Annotated in this window: 20 protein-coding genes; 6 read left to right on the top strand and 14 right to left on the bottom strand. The window is 43.5% G+C overall.

The features are described from left to right. Positions 1-5: 5 nt before the first annotated feature. From AB4558_RS06465 to coxB, 3 genes are read right to left on the bottom strand one after another with little or no spacing between them, the layout of a single operon-like run. Positions 6-635 carry a cytochrome c oxidase assembly protein gene (locus tag AB4558_RS06465; protein WP_017064839.1) on the bottom strand — a complete coding sequence of 210 codons (630 nt, stop codon included), beginning with the start codon at positions 633-635 and terminating at the stop codon, positions 6-8. Between the two features lie 11 nt (positions 636-646). Beyond that, positions 647-2,308 carry a cytochrome c oxidase subunit I gene (gene ctaD, locus AB4558_RS06460; protein ID WP_048612910.1) on the bottom strand — a complete coding sequence of 554 codons (1,662 nt, stop codon included), beginning with the start codon at positions 2,306-2,308 and terminating at the stop codon, positions 647-649. Next, entirely contained in the window at positions 2,305-3,507 is a 1,203-nt protein-coding gene (coxB, locus tag AB4558_RS06455) for a cytochrome c oxidase subunit II (protein ID WP_017061757.1), read from the bottom strand. The genes ctaD and coxB overlap by 4 nt, the downstream gene beginning before the upstream one ends. A 454-nt stretch (positions 3,508-3,961) precedes the next feature. Here coxB and AB4558_RS06450 point away from each other — a divergent pair, with 454 nt between their 5' ends. Next, on the top strand, positions 3,962-5,668 hold the full coding sequence (locus AB4558_RS06450; RefSeq protein WP_372073560.1) for a phospho-sugar mutase: 1,707 nt from the start codon (positions 3,962-3,964) through the stop codon (positions 5,666-5,668). Between the two features lie 107 nt (positions 5,669-5,775). Here AB4558_RS06450 and AB4558_RS06445 read toward each other — a convergent pair whose 3' ends face one another. The 4 genes from AB4558_RS06445 to yegD form a co-directional block, all read right to left on the bottom strand. After that, positions 5,776-6,408, bottom strand: coding sequence for a LysE family translocator (locus AB4558_RS06445; protein ID WP_017061759.1), 633 nt, complete (start codon positions 6,406-6,408; stop codon positions 5,776-5,778). Positions 6,409-6,558: 150 nt separating this feature from the next. Next, positions 6,559-7,191, bottom strand: a complete 633-nt coding sequence (locus tag AB4558_RS06440) for a fumarylacetoacetate hydrolase family protein (RefSeq protein ID WP_372073559.1) — start codon at positions 7,189-7,191, stop codon at positions 6,559-6,561. A gap of 344 nt (positions 7,192-7,535) precedes the next feature. Then, positions 7,536-8,594, bottom strand: a complete 1,059-nt coding sequence (locus AB4558_RS06435; RefSeq protein ID WP_372073557.1) for a porin — start codon at positions 8,592-8,594, stop codon at positions 7,536-7,538. Between the two features lie 492 nt (positions 8,595-9,086). After that, positions 9,087-10,439, bottom strand: coding sequence for a molecular chaperone (gene yegD / locus AB4558_RS06430; RefSeq protein WP_017064846.1), 1,353 nt, complete (start codon positions 10,437-10,439; stop codon positions 9,087-9,089). Positions 10,440-10,599: 160 nt separating this feature from the next. Between yegD and AB4558_RS06425 the strand changes: the two genes are divergently transcribed. Further along, positions 10,600-10,908 carry a DUF1289 domain-containing protein gene (locus AB4558_RS06425; RefSeq protein ID WP_080582242.1) on the top strand — a complete coding sequence of 103 codons (309 nt, stop codon included), beginning with the start codon at positions 10,600-10,602 and terminating at the stop codon, positions 10,906-10,908. A 134-nt stretch (positions 10,909-11,042) separates the two neighbouring features. On the opposite strand, the gene AB4558_RS06420 is transcribed toward AB4558_RS06425, so the two are convergent. Continuing rightward, the gene (locus AB4558_RS06420; RefSeq protein ID WP_102397945.1) at positions 11,043-11,393 is read right to left on the bottom strand and encodes a HopJ type III effector protein; all 351 of its coding nucleotides are present in this window, start codon (positions 11,391-11,393) and stop codon (positions 11,043-11,045) included. 194 nt (positions 11,394-11,587) lie between these two features. Between AB4558_RS06420 and AB4558_RS06415 the strand changes: the two genes are divergently transcribed. Then, positions 11,588-12,247, top strand: coding sequence for a PilZ domain-containing protein (locus AB4558_RS06415; RefSeq protein ID WP_017064847.1), 660 nt, complete (start codon positions 11,588-11,590; stop codon positions 12,245-12,247). Between the two features lie 59 nt (positions 12,248-12,306). Here the strand turns inward: AB4558_RS06415 and luxQ are convergent, their stop codons facing one another. The 5 genes from luxQ to AB4558_RS06390 form a co-directional block, all read right to left on the bottom strand. Beyond that, on the bottom strand, positions 12,307-14,880 hold the full coding sequence (gene luxQ / locus AB4558_RS06410; protein WP_137001353.1) for a quorum-sensing autoinducer 2 sensor kinase/phosphatase LuxQ: 2,574 nt from the start codon (positions 14,878-14,880) through the stop codon (positions 12,307-12,309). Further along, the gene (locus AB4558_RS06405) at positions 14,880-15,974 is read right to left on the bottom strand and encodes an autoinducer 2-binding periplasmic protein LuxP (protein ID WP_029235787.1); all 1,095 of its coding nucleotides are present in this window, start codon (positions 15,972-15,974) and stop codon (positions 14,880-14,882) included. The genes luxQ and AB4558_RS06405 overlap by 1 nt, the downstream gene beginning before the upstream one ends. A 308-nt stretch (positions 15,975-16,282) precedes the next feature. Beyond that, positions 16,283-16,597, bottom strand: coding sequence for a GIY-YIG nuclease family protein (locus tag AB4558_RS06400; protein ID WP_017061768.1), 315 nt, complete (start codon positions 16,595-16,597; stop codon positions 16,283-16,285). Beyond that, positions 16,598-17,254 carry a YceH family protein gene (locus AB4558_RS06395; RefSeq protein WP_017061769.1) on the bottom strand — a complete coding sequence of 219 codons (657 nt, stop codon included), beginning with the start codon at positions 17,252-17,254 and terminating at the stop codon, positions 16,598-16,600. A 56-nt stretch (positions 17,255-17,310) separates the two neighbouring features. Beyond that, on the bottom strand, positions 17,311-17,511 hold the full coding sequence (locus tag AB4558_RS06390) for a hypothetical protein (protein ID WP_017061770.1): 201 nt from the start codon (positions 17,509-17,511) through the stop codon (positions 17,311-17,313). 195 nt (positions 17,512-17,706) lie between these two features. Here AB4558_RS06390 and AB4558_RS06385 point away from each other — a divergent pair, with 195 nt between their 5' ends. From AB4558_RS06385 to AB4558_RS06375, 3 genes are all read left to right on the top strand, one after another. Continuing rightward, entirely contained in the window at positions 17,707-18,021 is a 315-nt protein-coding gene (locus tag AB4558_RS06385) for a DUF496 family protein (protein ID WP_004742367.1), read from the top strand. Positions 18,022-18,218: 197 nt separating this feature from the next. Continuing rightward, complete coding sequence (locus AB4558_RS06380) at positions 18,219-18,845, top strand: D-Ala-D-Ala carboxypeptidase family metallohydrolase (protein ID WP_372073555.1); 627 nt, start codon at positions 18,219-18,221, stop codon at positions 18,843-18,845. A 166-nt stretch (positions 18,846-19,011) separates the two neighbouring features. Continuing rightward, positions 19,012-19,248, top strand: coding sequence for a hypothetical protein (locus tag AB4558_RS06375; RefSeq protein WP_017061772.1), 237 nt, complete (start codon positions 19,012-19,014; stop codon positions 19,246-19,248). Positions 19,249-19,279: 31 nt separating this feature from the next. On the opposite strand, the gene AB4558_RS06370 is transcribed toward AB4558_RS06375, so the two are convergent. Next, positions 19,280-21,844, bottom strand: coding sequence for an ATP-binding protein (locus tag AB4558_RS06370; protein WP_372073584.1), 2,565 nt, complete (start codon positions 21,842-21,844; stop codon positions 19,280-19,282). Between the last annotated feature and the right edge of the window lie 420 nt (positions 21,845-22,264).

Genomic DNA, 22,264 nt, shown 5'->3' with positions numbered 1-22,264 from the left:
AATTCCTAGTTACTTGCGAGTACGTTAGGCTCAGATTTATTGGCCGCAGCACCCACCTCATTCGTGATATTGAATAATGTGTAAGAGAGCGTCAGCGTATGTATCGATTCTGGAATATCTGGCTCAATGTAAAATATCAAACCCATTTCTGCGCTCTTGTGCCCGTCCAATGGCTGCTGATTAAAGCAAAAGCATTCCATCTTATTGAAGTAGGTTGCCCCCATACCTGGAGAAACCGACGGTACGGCTTGGCCAACCAATGAGGCTCCAGAAAGGTTTTTGGCAATGTAGTTAGTTTGAACCACCTCACCAGGATGAACCTCTAACACTCGAACTTCAGGCGAAAACTGCCATGGCATATCTGGCTTGATGTGGGACATGAATTCGACTCGAACCGTACGAGAGTAGTCTGGCTGCATTCCCTGAGGTTGCACCGCTGAAACAGTATTAGTTTTGCCATTGATGCCTAAGGCCTCACACATGACATCGTAGAGCGGCACCAAAGCGAAACCGAAGCAAAACATCGCAACCACGCTCAACACCAAGTAGCCCGTCAGCTTTTTGGTCGATCGCTTATTAGACAGGCGCTTAGGTTGTTTTTTATCTTGATTGGGATCGCTTTGCTTATCACTCATGGTTCTGCCCTCTAATCCACTTTCGGCGGATGGGTAAAGGTGTGGTGAGGCGCAGGGCTTGGTACTGTCCATTCAAGACCTTCAGCTCTATCCCAAGGCTTACTTGGCGCAGGCTCTCCCCCTCTTACGCACTTAATCGCTAGCCATAAGAAAATTAGCTGAGACAACCCAAACGCAAAACCACCAATCGACACGACTTGGTTAACGTCAGCAAACTGAATCGCATAATCAGGAATACGACGCGGCATACCCGCTAACCCTAAAAAGTGCATCGGGAAAAACAGTACATTAACTGAAATCACCGACGTCCAGAAATGCCACAGGCTGAGCTTGTGGTCGTACATATGTCCGGTCCACTTAGGCAGCCAATAATAGGCAGCAGCCATAATCGAGAACACGGCACCGGTTACCAGAACATAATGGAAGTGAGCCACAACAAAATAAGTATCGTGGTATTGGAAATCAGCTGGCACGATAGCGAGCATCAATCCAGATAACCCGCCAATCGTAAACAAAACAATGAAGGCAATCGCAAACAGCATTGGTGTTTCAAAGGTCAAAGCACCCCGCCACATGGTCGCTACCCAGTTGAAGACTTTCACACCGGTCGGCACCGCTATCAACATGGTGCAATACATGAAGAACAGTTCGGCAAATACTGGCATACCCGTGGTGAACATGTGGTGTGCCCAAACCAAAAATGACAACAGTGCGATACTACAGGTCGCATAAACCATCGAGTGATAACCAAACAGGCGCTTACCACTGAATGCAGGGATGATGGCTGAGACAATACCAAAAGACGGCAAGATCATGATGTATACTTCGGGGTGCCCAAAGAACCAGAATATGTGCTGGAACATGACGGGATCACCACCACCAGCGGCATCAAAGAAACTAGTCCCAAAATATTTGTCAGTCAGTACCATGGTCACCGCACCCGCGAGCACGGGCATCACGGCTATCAGCAAGAAAGCGGTAATTAACCAAGTCCATACGAACATCGGTAGCTTGAACCAAGTCATGCCCGGTGCGCGCATGTTCACTATGGTTACGATCACGTTAATCGCCCCCATGATCGAACTGATCCCCATAATATGAACTGAGAATACGAATAGCGCGGTACTGTCTGGCCCATAAGTTGTCGAGAGTGGCGCATAAAAGGTCCAACCAAAGCTCGGGCCGCCCCCTTCTGTAAACAAAGATCCGATTAAGATTAGAAACGCAAAAGGCAAGATCCAGAAACTGAGGTTGTTCATTCTCGGCAGTGCCATATCTGGTGCACCGATCATCATCGGAATCATCCAGTTAGCCAAACCCGTAAATGCAGGCATTACGGCACCAAATACCATGATTAAACCATGGACTGTAGTCATCTGATTGAAGAAATCTGGCTCAACAAGTTGTAAACCCGGTTGGAACAGCTCCGCACGGATCACCATCGCCATGGCGCCGCCCGTTAAGAACATTGCAAAGCTGAACCACAAATAAAGTGTACCAATGTCTTTATGATTGGTTGAATACAGCCAACGAGCCCAGCCTTTAGGTGCCGCATGAGAATCGTGATCATCAACAGGCAAATCATTATTGCCCAAGGTGCCTTCCACAGAATGGCTCAGTACTTGATCTTCTGCTGGAGCCGATTTCACCGGCTTATTGATTGGTGAACTCATAACTGATCCTTAGCATCATTTTGTGCATCATCCGTTGAGCTTTCAGAACTGCCTTCTTGCTTCGCCTTATAAGCGTTGATATCTGAGGCCTGAACAATATCGCCGGTATCATTACCCCAAGCGTTTCGTTGATAAGTTACTACCGCTGCGATCTCTTTCTCGGTTAACTGATTATCGAATGCTTGCATCGCCGTACCGCCACGACCATAAACAATTGTGTCGATATGAACATCCACATCACCAAGGGCAATAGGACTTCCTTTGATGGCAGGGAATGCTCCAGGAATGCCCTCACCGTTTGCTTGGTGACAAACCGCACATCGAGTTTTGTAAACCTCTTCACCGATGGTATTCAACTCCGCCAAGGAAAGTGACGCATCTAATGCATCTTTTGCGGCTTGTTGTTCGGCTATCGCTAACTCTTTCTGCTCCGCTAGCCATGCGTCAAACTCATCTTCTTCCATGGCATGCACCACGATCGGCATGAAACCATGGGCACGACCACACAACTCTGCACACTGCCCTCGGTAAACACCAGGCTCATCTATCTTAGTCCAAGCCTCATTAATAAAGCCCGGAATGGTATCTTTCTTAACGGCGAATGCTGGCACCCACCATGAGTGAATCACATCATCGGAAGTCATCAAGAAACGGACTTTACGGTCAACAGGCAGTACCAGCGGCTTATCAACTTCTAGCAGGTAATGCGCGCCTTTCACTTCGAGGCCTTCAATCTCTTTGTCACTGGTCGCTAGAAGGCTGAAAAATTCGACGTCTTCACCAAAATAGCTGTAATGCCATTTCCATTGTGACCCGGTGATTTTAACGGTCAGATCTGATTGGGAGGTATCTTCCATCGCTATTAAGGTTTTGGTGGCGGGTATCGCCATAGCGATGAGAATGATGATAGGGATGATGGTCCAAAGAATTTCGACTTTCGTGCTTTCGTGAAAATGGGCAGCAACTGCGCCCTTCGATTTCCTGTGCCTCAAAATCGAATAAAACATCACACCAAAAACAACAAAGGCAATCGCACAACAGATGTAGAAGATCAGCATATGAAGTTCATACACCTTACCACTGATCTCAGTGACGCCTTGAGTCATGTTGTAATCACTGCTAGCGTGCACTAAAGGCGATACTAAAAGCACAACAAAACTCTTCAAAAGCCACGCTAGCCTAACCAGTAATCTTTTCAAAAGATCTCTCCTTGTCCTTCCTAATTGGATACTTGCGACCTAAATGTCGTTGCGAACTGGACAACATTCATTGTTATTCCGGCTACACATGAAAAGGCTGAATCTCAATCTACAACTCACATGGAACTAGCCTGTGAGCAGACTACTGACCTCATATAAACCCAAGAACTAATACGGTTCAAAAGCGTTGGAGGTTTCCATGAAAGATTCAAAAACGGCGAATTTGTTAAATTTTGTTATATTTATGTAAAAGGCTAGTTAGTGATATCCAATTATTCAAGGTAAGTTTACTTACTAAACAGTCAATTATTTGAAGTGGCTTAATCTACGTGCCCTCTTGCCGTTGGAATTTATTTTATATCGAGTTTTACGATTGCCTCCATGGAAATGAGAATTAATATCACTTAAATTAAATCAACGGTAAGTCATACAGACATTAATAGGTTTAGTGATTATGCAAGATGCAATGAATTGGTTAGCGAGAGACCCAGACCCAAGAACTCGTGAAGAACTTCAACACCTCATCGATGAGGGAATGCACGACGAACTTGAAGATCGTTTTACCCAACGATTAGAGTTCGGAACAGCAGGACTTAGAGGCAAAGTTGGATGCGGGCCAAATCGAATGAACCGTTTAGTCATACAGGAAACAGCAACTGGACTCGGCCACTACTTAATCGAACATGTCGCTAATGCGACCATTCGCGGTGTGATCGTCGGTTATGACGGCCGTTTAGATTCAAAGCAGTTCGCGATTGATACCGCTTCCGTACTCACGGCTTTAGGCATTAAGGTTTACCTAACCTCTAACGTCGCGGCTACCCCTATCGTTGCCTTTGGCATTGAACACTTCAACGCCGCCGCTGCTGTTGTGGTGACGGCCAGTCACAACCCGCCGGAATACAATGGTTTCAAAGTGTACTGGGAGAATGGCGCTCAAATCATTCCTCCTCACGATGCAGGCATTGCCGCTGAAATCGATATCGCATCAACTAAGCCGCTCCCTTTAATGAGCTTAAGTGATGCTGAAACACAAGGTAAGTTGGTGTGGTTGACTGAAGGCTATTATCAAACGTACCGCGCTGCGATCAATCAGAGCCCATACGTGAGTAAAGAGATCGAATCGGCGAACACCACCATCACCTATACCGCAATGCATGGTGTCGGCGCACAAATGGCTGAGGATCTACTTCATGATTCTGGTTTCCATAAGGTATTCAGCGTTGCAGAACAAAGAGAGCCCGATGGTAACTTCCCGACCGTCAACTTCCCGAATCCGGAAGAAAAAGGCGCGATGGATCTGGTGGTTAACCTAGCCAAAAGTGTCGATGCCGACATTGCTTGTGCCAACGATCCAGATGCAGACCGATTTGCGGTTGCAGTGAGAACAGATGATGGCTCTTACAAAATGCTAACAGGTGACCAAGTCGGCGTGCTATTCGCTCATTATCTACTCTCAAAGCCGCATACCAAAAACCAATTAGTTGGTAACAGTATCGTATCTTCAACCTTACTTGAAAAAGTGGCTCAATCTCATGGTGCGACTTATTTCCAAACGCTGACAGGTTTTAAATGGTTGGCGAATATTGGCATGCAATTAGAAGATGATCAGAACGAGTTCTTGTTTGCCTATGAAGAAGCGCTAGGCTACACAATTGGTACTCAAGTACGGGACAAGGATGGGCTGTCTGCCATCGTTGTTTTCGCTCAACTGATTGAAGAGCTCAAATCTCAAGGTCGAACGGTCTGGGATCTTCTTGCTCAGGTATCGTTGGAACATGGTGTACACACCAACGCACAACGCAGTATCGCGCTTGACCCAGATTCACCATCGATTGGTTCTAAGCTCCGCTCGGCACAGCCTAAAGCAATCAACGGTGTCGCTATCTCTGTAATTGAAGATTTGCAGCCTTCTTTACGCTTCGTCATTGGAGGCAATACTGAAGCCATTAACCTGCCTGCAAGTGACGTACTCATCTATCATCTCGAAGATGGTTCACGCATTATCGTAAGACCTTCCGGTACTGAGCCAAAAGTTAAGGTCTACTATGAGACGGTGACAAAATTTGAAGGGACAGAAACCTACGAAGACACTCGCCTGCGCGGTGAGAAGTACATGGAGAAACTGATTGAACAACACCAACAAGAGTTGAATTCATAGCGATTTAGCGCGTTCAACATGTAACGGTTAAATATAAAAAATGGACGCTCGTAGCGTCCATTTTTGTCTCAGCGGCTAACCACGAGAAGATGTCTGATTTGATTCGTCTACGAAGTAAAGAAAGAAGACAACATCCAGATAGCTAACACGATGAAAACTCCGCCCATGACTTTCTGCTGATAAGTGCGAAACTTAGCATTTTCGACTAGAGACTTACCAATCGTACCGACCAACGCTACTAGTAAGAAATTGAACGTTAAACCTAAGACATTCAGTAGCAAACCAAGCACTAACATTTGCTCGCCCGAAGTCGCTTCAATATTCGTTGATACAAACTGAGGTAAAAACATCACGAAAAATACCAAGGCTTTAGGGTTAAGCAGGTTGCTGATCAGCGCTCGTTGATAATAGGCTTTTGCAGCAAAATTATCGTTTAACTCCGGCGCATTACCCTGCTCTGTTCGCAGGCAATCCCAACCCATCTTCAACAAGTACGCGCCGCCTAACAAATGGAGAGCTTTAAGCGCTATTGGGCTCATTGCGATCAACGCTGATACACCCATGGCCGCTAATACTGTCAGAATGATTCCAGAAGTCGCATTACCTAGGCTTGCAAACACGCCGACCTTACGGCCATAGCTCATGCTTGAACTCGCAATCAGTAACATATCAGGGCCAGGTAAAAGAAGAAGTGCAACAACGGCAGTCAGGTAGACAGGTAAAATGGTTAAGTCGATCATGAGGGTCAGCATTGATAAAAACGGAGGCGGATTTTATATCAATTATTAACACCCTTCCAGATGCAATCAGTTGTTCGACGTTTATTTAATCGAATTAAAAACCAACATTAAGCGACAAAGCCAATTTATTAACTAAATAGAAAAGACTAATTAACTTGCTAACCATTCGATCTCAATCAATGTCGTATCGCCACACTTTAGGCGACCAAGGAAGATATCGCCTCGATGTACGGCCCCAACACCTTTTGGCGTACCTGTCATCACAACATCGCCGTCTAGTAAGGTGGTATAAGAAGACAGCTCTTCTAGGATAGTTTTTGGAGAGTAAAGCATCTGCTCAACATGTCCTTTCTGAACACGAACACAGTTAATAAATAATTCTAGGTTTAAGTCAGAGAGATCAAAATTATCAACGGGAACAAAGCGACTAAAGACAGCGGAACCATCAAAGGCTTTGGCACGCTCCCAAGGTAAACCTTTGGCTTTTAAACTGCTTTGCAACTCACGCTTGGTAAGGTCTAAGCCGAATCCCACAGCAGAGTATTCACCGTTTTCAACAATAAAACAGATCTCTGCTTCGTAGTGCAGCGCTTCTTGATGAAACGAAGAAAGAGAGGAAGTCACGCTGGTGCTTGGTTTATTAAACACCACCATAGAGTCAGGGATCGCGTTGTTAAGTTCTTCAATGTGATCGACATAGTTACGCCCAACACACAGTACTTTTGTTGGGGTTGCTGTTCGTCTCGAATTCATCAGCTGTTCCTGATCGACAACACTGCTCATAGTTTATCCCTGAACTATTTTTAGAGAACAGAGTTTAGCGCATCATAAAATGAGAGTCTTCGACAAGATGATTACCGATCTCTAAATTCTGATCTTTAGCTCAATTAAATGATTTAAATACTTTTATCCGAAGATCGCGACATATAAGAACTGATGACAAGAGCCATAGCTACGTAGATAAAATGAATAGTTGGGGAGCATGAAGGAAAAGCTAAAACAGATACGTATAGAACGAAAGAAGCCCTCTCAAACCAAAAGGCTTGAGAGGGCTTAGCATGGTGTCTAGGACAGTATCCTAAAAGGTAAGTTTAAGGAGTAAACACTATGCTAAATTAGTCTGCGACTTATAGGTAGTAACGAGCACCAAGTAGCCACTGGTCGTCAGCTTTTTCTTTGTACACGCCAGAACCTTGTAGGTCGAACTGGTAACCAGCAAAGCCTACGAACTGAGATGTGAAGTTGTATTCAGCTTGTAGAGCTGTTGTAGAGAATACTGTTTCGCTCTTCTTGTCGTCTTCTACCGCTTCGTAGTTAACGCTTAAGTTCAGGCTGTTAGAAAGTGCGTAAGAAGCAAGTAATTCAACTGCAACTGTCTCTTCTAAAGCAACACCAGCGCTTGAGTTCATGTAGTTATTCATAGCATAAACACCAGCTAAGAATAGACCTTCAGAACCGTAAGAACCGTAAGTAGCACTCACTACGTTAGAATCAGCGGTTTTAGAACCACCGCCAATGTTACCAAATGTAACATCACCAGTGTTGTATGCGTAGTTTGCTGTGAAATCAGCAATTGCGTAGTTCAATGCAATTTGAGCACGGTTACCGTATTTGTTTGTGTTTGTATCTGAAACTTTATCAGTCTTGCGGCCTTGCCATGCAACACCTACGTTTAGAGAACCAGCGTTACCAAAATCGATAGCATTGCCGTAACTCACCATCTCTTCGCCACGACCAGTACCTAGGTTACCGTGATCGTCGTAGATGAAGTCATTCGCGAATGCGATTGGCATATCTGCAACACCAGCAACGTTGTAGTAAGGTGCCCATTGAGTACCTACTGCTGCACGGCCATAATCGTCGTGAGAAAGGCCAACGTAACCAAGACGAGTTGTGAATGACTGATCACCACCGTCTAGCATGTTTAGCGCCCATTCACCTTTAGCATCAGCAGTAAAGCCGTTACCAAGTTCATGAGTTGCACCGAAGTTGATACGTGGAGAAACAGTTTCTACACCGATGTCGTCGCTGTTAAGGCGGTCATCGCTGTTTACATCACCAACTGCAACTGAAACGTGGCCGCCAACAGAGAATGTTGTGCCGTCTTCGTTGTAAAGTTCTACTGCAACTGCCTGTGTACCAAATACTGCACCAGAAATTGCTAGCGCTAAAAGTTTCTTATTCATTTGTCATGTCCATTATGTAACTGGGTGAGTTATTCACTAACAACCTCGTGCTTACGGAGAAGTTGTTACCTGCATTTAACAAGTAGGCAAACCCTAATATACGAATGACAAGAAAGTTGCATTAAAATATATAAAATAAAAAAAATCGCACTATAAAAAACAAAAATACCCTTTAAAACAGTTGATTAACACGACAATTGCTGGGACCTCCTTTCATTCTTTGAGATAAATACTTTGATTATTTTTGATTTTATAATCACTAAAAAAGCATTAAAAATCTAAACCCAAGGTAACTCATCAGACCATCGAGAGGCTCGCCTTTGCCTTTGAAACATTTTGTAACACGTAGAGCTCAGCTGAAATATTTAGCTTTGTGAAACAAATCCCAATATGAGCTAGGAAAAATCGTTCAATAGAAAGTTCATTAGAGAAAAACAAAAAAAGGGCAACCAATCAGCGACTGGTTGCCCTTCATAACTCATCATTGAACTCTTATTTGAAGCAAACCTCAGCCCAACGAGCTAAACCTGCAGTTACTGAACCGAAGTAATTACCACTCACAATCGGTACATTCGGCACAGCTTGTTGTACGGCTTCACGAAGTATCGGTGAACGAGCGGAACCACCCGTCATGTAGATTACGTCTGGCTTTTTCTGGCCTTGTTGAATCGCTTCTTTAACCAACTCAATCATCTTAGACTTTGGTGTTTCAATCGCTTCAACCATCTGTTCGACTGAGATATCTACCTCGACTAGTTCAGAGGCAACATTAATCGCAGCACGATATTGAGGGGATTCTGCCAGCGCAATCTTGGCCTCTTCCGCTCTACGCACAATACCGTAACCCAAAGTGTCGTGATAAACCTTCATCAAACGTTCTAGCTTTTGAGGCTCTGACGCTTCTTTACGAAGTAATTTTAATGCCGCTAGATTTTCTCTTGAATAGAAGTTCTTTTGAGCTTCAACATTATTAATCGCAATTGGGTTCCAGAATTGAGTCAGTGGCATATCAATACCCGAAATGCCTTTGCTGCCCATACCAAAAGGTGACATCAGTTGTTTGAATGCAAGATAGATATCGAGGTCATTCCCCCCTACCCTTTGCCCACTGTGTGCCAACAAGCTCTGGGTACGATCCGCTTTACCAGACCACGTTGGTCCCATTTCTAATAATGAGCAATCGGTGGTACCACCGCCAATATCAACAACCAATACTGTTTGGTTTTCAGTTAATGTGCTTTCGTAATCAAGGCCTGCGGCTACGGGCTCAAATTGAAAAGCGATATCAAGGAAACCGGCACGCTTAGCTGCGCGAGACAGTATGTCTTCAGCTTGTCTGTTCGCCTCTTCACCACCTCGACCGTGGAAGTTAATTGGTCGGCCGATAACAGCTTGCTTGATCTGCTCTTGAGTCGTGAGTTCGGCTTGATTCTTGATATTTGCCATCATGGCGCACACTAAATCTTCGAAAAAGCTCACCTGCACATCATGCAGTCCACTCGCGCCAAGGAAAGATTTAGGGGACTTAACATAATAAACATCGCGAGGGTCTTCTAAATATAAGTCCAACGCAGCCTGACCAAATGCCATGTCTTCTGGCACTAAGTCGATACTCTCTTCTCTGTTCAGCGCAATCGCACGTCGTAGTACTTGCTCACCGATCGCATCACTCGGCTTGATATTCAAGTGGCGGAATAGATGTTCAGAAACACTCTCACGAGTAGGCGCAAACACGGTTGAGGGAATATAGTGGTTGTTACCTTCTAGCGGTAACAGGCTTGGCTCTCCATTAACCATCGCCGCGACAGAACAGTTCGCTGTTCCATAATCAAATCCAATAAACATAATATCCCCCCACTCAACAAAAGGGGCGAGATGCTACATGAAAAGCCTAAAAATTACGAGGTCATTTCTAAATTTAACTGAGTAATTTCTTAGCTTAACGGCTCTTCAAGAAGAAACAAATATGCTACATTTCAGCCCAAATGAATCACAGGTTAGAGAAATGAAAACACCTTGCCGAGCGGCTTGTAAAAATAATGGCGGAATGTGTAGTGGCTGCTTTCGAACAATGGATGAAATTATAGGTTGGAAAGGCTTATCTGAAGAAGAGCAAACGTCGGTTATGGATAATCTTAGTGGCGCGAGTTCGACTCACCAATGTCCACAGTGTAATGAGCCAGCTCAATGCGATATCAGTGCGGGCAAAGAGACGTGTTGGTGTTTTGAGTTAGAAAAACGAGATACTAGCGATATTCCAAAGGCTGGAGTTTGTATGTGTCGTAAGTGCTTGTCTGCCCTGCCCGTTCAGTAGTTTAGAGCCCATTTAGTAAGTTACTGGATAGCAAGTTACTAGCCAGTTCAACATAGACAAAAAAAGCGAGAGGTTGTTTTCTCGCTTCAAAATACTGAGATCAAATTTCGACCTAATCGTTACCTGGTTAGTGTCTACTTCGCTTTTGCAACCAGCGCAGGCTGAGAAAACTGGATACCATTCCAGCCATGAACCATAAAGTTACGAATATTTTGATGGTCGCTGTTCTCAGGAAAACCTAGCACGTCGTTACGATAAAATTGACCAAAACAAGCAAGTGTTTGCTCTGCTGATAGGCCTTGCTCTAAACCAAAAGCAAAAATCTTACACGAACCATTATTCTGCCCTGCAGCGTTCACTACCTCACCATTGCGAAATTCGCGCTCAGAAAAATCATAGTGAGCTTCGATCACTTGCATTGTATCTTCAAATTGCACGGCCTCTGGGGTTTCAGCCAGAGTATTCAATAAGGTTTCCAGTTCCATTTACTATTTCTCCATCAAGTATATATCTGTCAGCAGTGTATCTTGTTTTACGACAAGAGTAAGCCGTTGTTTACTTGAGATAGCGATTCACTTTTTTGTTGTACGCTGCTAATTACTTCAATGAAACTAATGACATAGTTTTATCAGGGCGTTATATTATTTTATCAAACGATTAACATTGTTCAGTAACGAATATGCATAAAGATAAAAACTTAGAACTGTTCAGATACCTAAAGCCAGGTACAAAAACAGCAGGTGTATTGGAATTTGGCCCAGACGACTCAATCCAGATCAGTACACTTTATATCGGACACAAAGAAGATCAGTACCTCATCCTAGAGCTTACGCAAAAAGCGACAGAAGCACTGACGCTGAGAAAGCTCACAAACGTTGATATTATTGTTCGTGCGATTACCGACACCGAACTTGGGCACATTGTCGCGTTCAAAACCAATGTACTGGCTCATATCACCTCTCCAGCACATCTAATCTTCCTTCGCCCACCCTCAAACTTTGCAAGCAAGCCTATTCGTGAACACGAAAGGTATAAAGTACGTCTCAGCTGTGAAGTCACTTTTGATACCTTGTCGCTGGATGCCACACTAGTCGACTTTTCAGCGTCAGGGTGCGGTATCTATCTTACCCAGCAATCAGATATTGATGTCGGCTGGAAGATAAAAGTTAATTCTGACTTAAATGAGTACTTAGATGACGATCTTGTCTACAAGGTGGTAAGTAAGAAAAGGCAAAGACAAGGCTGGCTGCTAGGTATCCAATTCCCTGAACACCTAGATATGAGTGATGAGTTGAAAACGCTGCTATTGGAACAAGCCTTTGTCGCTGGCTCGATATAAAGGCAGAAAATTAGTTACTTCTCTTCAACAGACTCCATTAAAGAGCACTAAGTTAAAGCCTAGTGCTCTGTGTCATTCCAGTATGAGTTTTTGAAATGAACAAACGCTTGGTGGAGCGACTCTTCTTTAATCGGCTTTACAATCACGTAATTCGCCCCTGCGGCCATAAAGCTGTCTCTAGTTGACTCTTGAGCATCAGCGGTACACGCATAAATAGGGGCTGACACACCAATCTCACCTCTTAGCTGCTGAGTGGTTTCAACACCACCGAGATTAGGGAGTTGGTTATCCATCAAGATCAAGTCATAGGTAATCGTCTTAGCCATCTCAATCGCTTCTAAGCCATCTTTTACCCAGGTGACGACCATGCCATATTTCTTACAGAAAGCCTGAGCAATAAAGGCGTTGGTGTGATTGTCTTCCACCAGCAACACATTCAAAGGTCGACTAAACAACGCCTCTGGCTCAACCTCAGCTTGTTGCTTAGCATCGACTAATAGCGGCTTGGCGTGTACGACTACAGGAATTTCTATCGTGAACTCTGAGCCTTGACCTATCACGCTGCGGACTTGAATGTCCCCTTCCAGCATATCGACCAGATTTTTTACAATTGTAAGTCCTAAACCAGTGCCACCATATTCACGAGTGGTGGTCTCTTCGGCTTGAACAAAGGGTTCAAAAACAGCATCAATTTTGCTTTCATCAATACCAATGCCAGAATCTTTCACTCGAACGATCAAGCTGGCGTGATCGGAGTTAAAGATACTCTCGAGCTCAAAGCTGACGGAGATACCGCCTTGATGAGTGAATTTAAAAGCATTACTCAACAGATTAAACATGATCTGATTGAGGCGTACTTGGTCGGTATTGATTTCAATGTCATCAACCAAGTGATTCACAATGGTAAATTCGACGGATTTATCTTCACACAGCGGTCGATAGATGCTGTCTAAGGTATTAACTAACTCCCCTAAACGGAAGTCTTTCTTTTGAATATTAAACTGCCCTTGCTCAATCTTTGAGAAGTCCAAGATATCGTTAAGTACCGCCAGTAAATGTTCCGCACTATTACACAGTACATCCACCTGCTCGCGATTATCTTCATTGTGCATAGAGCGCTTGAGCAGCTGAGACACACCGAGAATACCGTTGAGCGGCGTGCGAATCTCATGACTCATCTTAGCTAAGAAGTCTGCTCGCACATTCGCAAGATGCTCAGCTTCTTCTCTTGCTCGATCAGCCTGTCTTTCCGCCTCGATTAGCTTAGTAATATCTTGCCCTTGTACCACCACTCCTGTGATGCCGTGTTCCACGCGAATAGCAGACATGTTCCAACGAAACACCTTTTCACCAATGGGTACGTTAATACCCGTCAGTTTAGAACCCTGAACCACCATTTGAATATTAGGCAGCATTCGCTGCTCAAACTCTTGGGCAATTGGACCATAATTGTCATCAGCATCGAACAACGCCATGCGAGCGGCGGGGTTCATCTGAATCAAATCGCCTTTTTCAGACCAAACTAAGATAGGCGAATGAGCAAAGTTAAAGAGATCTTGGAATTTTTGATTCTGTTCAGATAAGCGCTCAAAGGTGTCTTCAAGAGTACAACCAATATGATGAAATTCGAAAATGTTAGAGCCATCGAACTTGTTGTACTTTTCGCTAGCACTTGCCGAACGAGTAAAGTCCATTAGCTTATCAAGCTCGGCTGAGACTCTCTTTTGAATCCAAGTTCGAGCAAAAAAAGACATCAATATGATCACCACAATCACCACGATGATCGCACGCTGATAATTCTCTTCTAACGCAATGAAATTATTATTTTTTTGAACAGCTCGAATGATTAAAGGAGTTTCAACAGCATTAATCTTAATGGTTGCGATGGTAACGAAATGACGCGGCAACTGTTCGTACATTTGGTAATTGAGGATGTCAGTAATGGTGTAGCTTTCATCACCACTGAATGTCGATGTCACCGGTGTACCGTGCGCTTCAATCACGATATTTTCGCTATTACTGCCCTGTTGGATTGATTCAGCCAAAGAGAAGTTGTTGTCAAGCACAATGGCGATATAGAGTTGACCAAGGACTTCCCCAGTAGCGTTATCAACAATAGGGGTACGGCGAGCCAACAAGTGACGCTTACCTATATCTGTCCTCAGTTTAATAAAATGCCAATTACTGCTGAACGAAACCTCATCAGAAATATGCTTTAAGTTGGACTCATCCAAACCATAAAATTGACTGTTGCCGTCTTCCCAAGCCAAACCATCGTGGGTTGAGACAAAGCGTAAATCTGGTGCATGATCCGGTTCACGTTGGTCAACACCAAAGAAAAAGTAGCTCAGAGTCTCGTCATTACCCGTATCAAAGTACTCTCTGAGAGTTTCACTGTGTGAGCTACTGTCTTGATGGATTTGCAGCACCGACAAACGATAATCAAACATGTTTTGGATCAGGCTTGAGGTTTGCTGTACCGTTCGATTCGTCTCTTGCTGTACGATATTACTGCTGGTTTCATAATTATGAATAAGCACGCCAAGTGCCATCACGCCTATCACCAAAATAACGATACGCGTAATGAGTCTAGCTAAAGTGTTTCTAGGTGTACTGGCGTAACTTTTCTTCATTAGTGACCTGAGTACCTAAATGCTCGCTGTTTAAGTTCTGAAATACGTTCTGGGGAATCTTCCTTGGTGACAATTTCAAATTCACCAGAGTAAACGGTAGGCACTTCCAAACCGGCTAGATCCCACTTGATCGCCTCTGCCATTGCAATGCCTGTATCATCGTTCATACGCATGACAGTAACATCTAGGTCGCCCCTTGCAATGGCTTCAAGTTCAGCAGAGCCGCCTCCCCAACCATTCACTAAGATGTCTTGGCCCGATTCACGAATCGCTTCCATTGCACCGAGAGCGACATCCGTTGAACATGCATAGATAAAGTCTAGATCCTTATCGTTCTCTATGCTGATTTTAGCCGCTTGGTAGCCACTGTCTTTGTTTGATTTTGTGTAAAACGAAGACTTAAGGGTAAAGTTGGTAACCGTATTCACTTCATGGATAAAAGTATCTCCACGCGCATCACTGATATAGCCTTGTGAGTAATACAAAACAGAATACTTACTGTCTGGCGGACTTACTTGTTTAAAATAGTCCGCCAGTTTTAAGCTGCCTGTCGCATGGTCAAAACCCACATACATAAATGGCTGTCTATCTGCCCAAGCTCGCACTGGCGTCGTGATATTTTGAAGAATCAGTTTGGTGTCTGTAGAGGTCAACACGTGCTCGATAAACTTGCGGTGGCGCGTGGTATCTAGCGTGAAAATCAAATAATCCGTCTTGTTTTCAATCGCTTCTTGCAACGAAATACTCTGCTGCGCGAGATCGGCATTAATACGGGTAAATACTTGATTTATTTGGTAGCGGATCTTCAGCCTATCGAGACGCTTCTCAAAAGCTTGAATATTACGAACCCAGTAATCCGAGATCTGTTGGCCCGGATACACCACGGAAATCGTAATTGGTTCGTCTTGGATTCTTCTCAGTGGCACAGGGTGATTTTGTACAGCCTCGACCATTTTATCGGTCAATGCTCTTTGTTCTGGAAAAGTGGAAAGATAATCTTGGTATTCCCAGTACCTATTGAGGACATGAGTACCATGGGAAAGAGCGGACGCAGAAAATACGGCAAGTCCAAACAACATCAGTAAACGTTTCATATTTTTCTCGTTTTATATGAGCTACTTTGGCTCATTTTTTAACCTAGCATGACACCATCTCTTTGTATGGCTAATGGATATTATGTAGGACAACGATGATAAATGATAGCGTCTAACACTAATTAGAACGACATTCTAAATGAGCAATATGTTAATTTGGAATGGAGATTAAGAACAACGAGTTAAATTATGATTTCAGCCCATTCACGGTAAGAGTAATTACCATTTAAATTCATAAGCTTAGCTAGAGCCGATATAGCTCCTTACACTATTAAGATTTAATCAATAACAAACATTTTAGCTATGAATTATGAGACTTCGATATATTGAATTTTGTCTTTTTGCCACTCAATGATCAGTTTGAGTGATACCAGTTTTTCTTTGCGGGATTTGGGCAACTGCTTGATCGCGTATTCGGTTTTCAACGCCTCACTTTTTGAGCCAACACCAAAGCTCCAAACCAGCTTAAGTGGGCCTTTACCTTTTAAAGCTTTGGCGCCTTTACCGGTTTGATGTTGTTCAAATCGACGTTCTAGATTGTTCGTCACGCCACAATAAAGGGCATTGTGACGATTGCGGATCAAGTACACGACCCAATCCGCATTTTTATCAGCATCTGACATTTAAAGCAGTGATTCAACCAGAGCCTTAAGCTCTGCCACTTCTGCTCGTAGGCTTGCAACTTCAGACTCAAGCTCTTCAAACTTTTCACTCGTTGCAGAGGGGGCAGCCGCGCTTACTGATGCCATCGCAAACGCTTCAACGTCCACTTCACCGCTCAACAAATGCTGGTAGCGTGATTCACGTTTACCCGCTTCGCGTGGCAGCTTCACAACCAAGGCACCTGCTTCTCTTGCAGCGAGTTTGTCTAATGTTGCTTCTACTTCTTTCACATCACTAAAGTTTGCAAGGCGACCCGTTCGAGTACGAAGTTCACCGGGTGTTTGCGCACCGCGCAGTAACATACAGCAGATGATTGCACGCTCTTGCTCTGTAAATTGCAGATCGCCGAACTCAGTGTTGCAGAAACGATGCTGATACTTATTAACACGGCTATTGAAGCTGCTCTCATCACTCACCATGCGACGTCCGATTAAACCATCAACTGCATCTAAAACATCTGACTCAGAAAGAGAGAGAACAGGTTCACGGTTACTCTTTTGATTGCATGCCGTGGTTAAACTGTTCAGTGTCAGTGGGTAATGATCGGGAGTAGTGACTTCTTTCTCGATCAAACAACCGATAATTCTCGCTTCAATTGGGGAAAGTACTGTGTTCATCGTTTTTCCTTTTTATTATTTTGATAATTCCATCTCAACACCTAACAATGCAGTAACTAGTGTTCAGACAAAATTGGTACTCGTTTCTTTCTGCCCTGTTCATCAATCATTATGATCTTAGAACGGTTTAGCTCTATTTCCACGACTTCCAAATAAGTACGCTCTTGTACATACGCATCACGAAGCTTGTTTTGTTCTGCTGAAGATTCAGTGACATTCTCGTCCAATTCTTCGTTTTCCAATTGTTGTTGATTCATTTCACATTTCGTATCAATGCAGTATCTACATGGGATACTAACTTGAACGGTAAGATAAAAACAATCACACATCAGCGAGAGTGACGAATAATTAAACAACCTTACTTTTGCTTTGATCTAAAGACTGTTACATCATCAATTGATGTGCTTTAATCAGAAGCAGACAACGTATTTGACGAATAGGAAAAGGAATCTATGAGCAGCGTATTTGAAATTGTTAACCAAGCACGACGTAAGAACAAACTTAAGCGTGAACTTTTAGACAACGAAAAGAAAGTTCGTGACAACCGTAAGCGTGTCGACCTTCTTGATAACCTACTTGATTACATCAAGCCAGAGATGACTCACGACGAGATCCTAGGCATTATCAAAAATATGAAAGCTGACTACGAAGACCGTGTTGATGACCACATCATCAAGAGCGCTGAGATTTCTAAAGCTCGCCGTGACATCAGCCGTCGCATTCGTGAACTGACAGAAGAAGACAAGCAAATCCAAGGTAAGAAGTAATCTAACCTCGCTAATTTACTTGTAACAATGTTAGTAACCCACTCTTAGTAGTGGGTTTTTTTTACCTAAACTCCAGCGTCTATACTTAAGCATCTAAACCTAACCGTCTAGGCTTAAGCGTACCTAAGCAAAATGAATGAAACTCAACAGCAGTATCAAACTAAATAACCAGTGTACACTAGCGATGGAGAGACTTTATGTACGGAAGTATTCTGATTACCTTGGCGTTATCAACGACACAACCTTACCCTGAAAAATTTGAGAAACTTTATACCGAACAAACCGAAATCACTTATGACGATCTCGTGGTCGATGTTCATGGCTACAAGGTTCCGACCCGATCAGCATTTCGAGGTTGGATGCTCCTCAATCACGCTCAAGACCAAGTGAGAGCAATCGGACAACAACTCAAGGACAATGGCGTTACTCAGAGCATGCCTCTGCATCTCGTTCTATTGCAAGGGACGGATTGGGCAATGAGTAATACAACCTTGTTTACCCTCCCAAATAAGAAACATGTGCCAAACATGATCAATACCCTGAAGTACATACAACAATATATTGAGCCTGAAATCGGTGTTGTTATACCAGTATCTGGAGAGCGAACCGATATCTACAATCAACAAGCTGGTGGTGCACTGCGAAGTAAGCACTTAGAGTTTTGTGCCTTAGACCTAGTGCCTGCAAATGACATTACTCGCGAAGATCTACACGTGAAACTTAAAAATATTCATTCGGAATTCGGGCAAAAAAATAATGTTGGGCTTGGTTTATATTCAGGTGTTCGATTCCACATCGATACTTGTGGGTTTAGACAATGGTAAAGAAACACGATCAAGTCATAAAGACCTGCAATTCGTACGTGTCACTTAGACTCTAAAAACAAGCGAAATTACATAAGATTATGATTTTAAATGTAAATTAAAACTGGAACGCTAATTGATATTAATAACAAGTATCATAATTATTAATAGCAATTAGGAATTCAATATGAAGACGATGACTCAACGCTTTCAAACTCTGCTTTCTGTTTCAAACTTCAGTCTAGCTATCACAACCTTGCTTATGCTTCTCAGTATTATTGTTGCTTATCCAATGGCCGATCACTTCTCACTGCCAATTCAAATCGTCGCCCATATCAGCACCATCTTAGTCGCAGCCTTGCTGAACATCAGCTATGTCGGTCGTTGCCTTGCACAATACAACCTTGGATTGGAAGTTCGTTAAGTAGCGCCGCGCTAGCCTTGATACGGGAGCCCTAGACAATATCAAGGCTACTGAAAAGATCGTACAGCTGGTGAGATTTATAGGGTTTAGGTAAGTAGGCGTTCATACCGGCTTCAAAACAATCTTTGATGTCTTCTTCTAGAACACTGGCGGTTAAAGCTATGATGGGTAATGGTGTGACTTGTTGATCGGCTTCCCACTGACGAATCGCACGAGTCGCCGTTATACCATCCATAACAGGCATCATGCAGTCCATTAAGACCGCATCAAACTGAGCTCCTTGGGTGATGACATCCACCGCTTCTTGGCCATTACTGGCAATCAAATATTCATAACCCGCTTGCTCAAGGAAGAAGCTCGCTATTTTTTGATTCATCAGATTGTCTTCAACGATCAAAATGCGTCGATTCAGAGAGCGAACTTCTTCATCTTTTGCTTCCACTTGAGGCGTTTGCTCTTCGCCCACATCGAGAGATTGTAAGCTGGTTAAGAAACGTCGGCCCAAGAATGGCAAGGTATGAGTCGAGTGGACCGTTTCTCTGATTAGGTTGGTTTTAAATAGGTGATGCTGACAAACGATGACGCGAGCAAGAGGATATATCACCTTCAACGTCGCAAGATCTTTTTCCATAGAGTGGTGCAAGGTATGACAATAAAGTATGAAGTCACTTTCTTTTACACTTTCACTAAGGGCAGCAATGGATGACACCACATTGGCTCGAACATTCAAACGCTCACACTCTTTAACGAGCTGATCGAGGTAATTGAAAGAGTTCGAGATGATGGTCGCTCGGCTCAGGTTATCGAAAGTTTGAACAGGCGCTTCTACAACATCGACATACAAACAAAAAGTGAATGTAGAGCCCTCTCCTTTCACTGAACGCGCGGTAATGTAACCACCCATCAAATCAACAAGCTGTCGACAAATCGCAAGCCCTAACCCCGTACCACCAAATTGACGGGTAATGCTGCCATCTTCTTGAGTGAAAGGTTCAAATATGGACTCTAACTTCTCGGGCTCAATCCCAATCCCGGTATCAGACACGCTGCATTCAAGCTTGCCCCTGCCCATAGACATAGGTGTATAAGCAATGTCAGTTGTAATTGTGCCCTTAGACGTAAATTTGATGGCATTAGAAAGCAGATTGGTCAGCACCTGTCTCACGCGGTACTCATCGAAAAACAGTTGTGACGGCGTTTGATAATCGATATTGATGTCGAGCTCAATATCCTTACTTATCGCTTTCGACTGAATCACACTCACAGAGTCATAAACCGCTTCTCGCAAATCAGCATTGTGTGGTGACAACATCAAGTTACCCGACTCGATTTTAGACAGGTCGAGTATGTCATTCAGCAGCACCAGTAAAGAGTGAGAGGACGATTCGATATCCCCCAGTACTTCTTGTTGATTTGGGCTCAGTTGGCTTTGAGATAAGATCTCAGCCATGCCAATGATCCCGTTAAGTGGCGTGCGTATTTCATGTGACATATTTGCTAAGAATGCGCTTTTGGCTTTGTTAGCCGAAATCGCGTCTTCTTTTGCTGTTATCAACTCTTTGTTGTGCAGATAGTTGCGTTCCATCACTCGATTTAGGGTTTCAGTGAACTCGGCAAGCTCATCGTTCCCTTGGATACAAATCACCTTTGGCTGGCCGTAGCTATCAGCGCATTCAGACACACCTTTCAAGATAATCGACAGGTTTCTGTTTAAGCGCAGAGATGTCGCAACCCCAAGCCACATCAAAACACCAGAAGCGATGAGTATAAGCAACGTCATGACCAAAGTTTGCCTTTTCTGCAACGCGATATTCTTGGTCAGTTCAAACTGTATTTGATTGGTGTAAGCGCCAATCGCGTTTGAAATAGCCCGTTTTTTAACCTCTAAGCTTTTCAAGTGTTGATATATTTCGGGTGATGAAAAGTCCCCTTTGAGGATTCGAGATATAAATTTGTCTTGAAAATCATCTTTGGCGACCGCGTTTAGCAGTTGCCTAATTTCAGGTGAACGAGTATCAGAGCGGAAAAATGTATCAAGCAACTGTTGCTGCCTCTCTAGCGCACCTACATAGCTCAATAAATATTGATTTCTTAGCTCGGGCGAGCGATACAAACTGAAGCTTAACCACGCTTCTCTCTGAGTCCAAAACACATAATGCGTAAGATTGATAAACATCGCTTCCGCTTGACCAATATTGCCATCGACTAAAGCCATGCGATATTCGGACAGCTCCATCAGCACGTCTTTTAACAAGTCGAAAGCGCGCTCTGTCAATTTTCTGCTGTCTGTCGTTTCAGGTGTACTAGCTAGGATCATCAACAACTTTTTCAATTCAGCTAACTGAGGGTCAATACTCCAATTGCTGTCGAACCGTTGAAGTCGCATTCCATACTGAGTCAGTCTATCCAGTTCTGATTGCAGTGTTAAAAGCAACTGACCTTTCTCAGGGGAATCATTAGACAGCACCAACCATCGATAAGCATCACTTGAAACCGTATTAAAAAATTGAAGCGCTTCGACCTTAATACGCGTTGTTTCAAGGTGATTCATCTTCTCATCGTTCTTAAGCACTTCATTCACTGTAAACCCGAACATAATGAGTACAGAAACCGTGGAAAGAAAAATAAGACGCCATCTAATTGACATATTTATCATTTTTATAACGACTCCCTTCCCGAAAGTAATTTACCTAGCCCAAATTAAGAATAGGACATTAACAGGGGGTTATTGATCAAATTGGATATGAACAAATGATACTCTGAGCCCAGAACGAAAAATTAGAATCAACAGGCATCCAAAACAGGGCTTTAAAGCGGAGGAGTCTGCTTTACTAAGTGAGATTGAGACAAGCCGATTTTAGACAAGTGAACGTTACGTGAGAGAGGTCTACTCGAGGAGGTTTCTACAAATGAGATGTAAGCAAGCGAGGTTTTAGTGAGCAAAATGTAAACAAAAGACGTTTTCTCCAGTTATTATCACCGGCATAACAAGTACACATCCACATTCTGCGGCTCA

Origin of the sequence: Vibrio sp. 10N.222.51.C5 (assembly GCF_041474575.1) — a bacterium.
Lineage (GTDB): Bacteria > Pseudomonadota > Gammaproteobacteria > Enterobacterales > Vibrionaceae > Vibrio > Vibrio crassostreae_C.
This window is presented reverse-complemented; position numbering and strand designations above follow the sequence as displayed.

Bases quoted from the DNA above. Each gene is read 5' to 3' on its own strand.
- AB4558_RS06425 (WP_080582242.1), top strand. From the start codon at position 10,600: ATGAAAACACCTTGCCGAGCGGCTTGTAAAAATAATGGCGGAATGTGT.
- AB4558_RS06390 (WP_017061770.1), bottom strand. From the start codon at position 17,511: ATGAATCAACAACAATTGGAAAACGAAGAATTGGACGAGAATGTCACT.
- AB4558_RS06375 (WP_017061772.1), top strand. From the start codon at position 19,012: ATGAAGACGATGACTCAACGCTTTCAAACTCTGCTTTCTGTTTCAAAC.
- AB4558_RS06435 (WP_372073557.1), bottom strand. From the start codon at position 8,594: ATGAATAAGAAACTTTTAGCGCTAGCAATTTCTGGTGCAGTATTTGGT.
- AB4558_RS06385 (WP_004742367.1), top strand. From the start codon at position 17,707: ATGAGCAGCGTATTTGAAATTGTTAACCAAGCACGACGTAAGAACAAA.
- luxQ (WP_137001353.1), bottom strand. From the start codon at position 14,880: ATGAAGAAAAGTTACGCCAGTACACCTAGAAACACTTTAGCTAGACTC.
- AB4558_RS06405 (WP_029235787.1), bottom strand. From the start codon at position 15,974: ATGAAACGTTTACTGATGTTGTTTGGACTTGCCGTATTTTCTGCGTCC.
- AB4558_RS06415 (WP_017064847.1), top strand. From the start codon at position 11,588: ATGCATAAAGATAAAAACTTAGAACTGTTCAGATACCTAAAGCCAGGT.
- AB4558_RS06450 (WP_372073560.1), top strand. From the start codon at position 3,962: ATGCAAGATGCAATGAATTGGTTAGCGAGAGACCCAGACCCAAGAACT.
- AB4558_RS06440 (WP_372073559.1), bottom strand. From the start codon at position 7,191: ATGAGCAGTGTTGTCGATCAGGAACAGCTGATGAATTCGAGACGAACA.
- AB4558_RS06465 (WP_017064839.1), bottom strand. From the start codon at position 635: ATGAGTGATAAGCAAAGCGATCCCAATCAAGATAAAAAACAACCTAAG.
- AB4558_RS06395 (WP_017061769.1), bottom strand. From the start codon at position 17,254: ATGAACACAGTACTTTCCCCAATTGAAGCGAGAATTATCGGTTGTTTG.
- yegD (WP_017064846.1), bottom strand. From the start codon at position 10,439: ATGTTTATTGGATTTGATTATGGAACAGCGAACTGTTCTGTCGCGGCG.
- ctaD (WP_048612910.1), bottom strand. From the start codon at position 2,308: ATGAGTTCACCAATCAATAAGCCGGTGAAATCGGCTCCAGCAGAAGAT.
- AB4558_RS06380 (WP_372073555.1), top strand. From the start codon at position 18,219: ATGTACGGAAGTATTCTGATTACCTTGGCGTTATCAACGACACAACCT.
- AB4558_RS06420 (WP_102397945.1), bottom strand. From the start codon at position 11,393: ATGGAACTGGAAACCTTATTGAATACTCTGGCTGAAACCCCAGAGGCC.
- AB4558_RS06445 (WP_017061759.1), bottom strand. From the start codon at position 6,408: ATGATCGACTTAACCATTTTACCTGTCTACCTGACTGCCGTTGTTGCA.
- AB4558_RS06400 (WP_017061768.1), bottom strand. From the start codon at position 16,597: ATGTCAGATGCTGATAAAAATGCGGATTGGGTCGTGTACTTGATCCGC.
- AB4558_RS06370 (WP_372073584.1), bottom strand. From the start codon at position 21,844: ATGTTCGGGTTTACAGTGAATGAAGTGCTTAAGAACGATGAGAAGATG.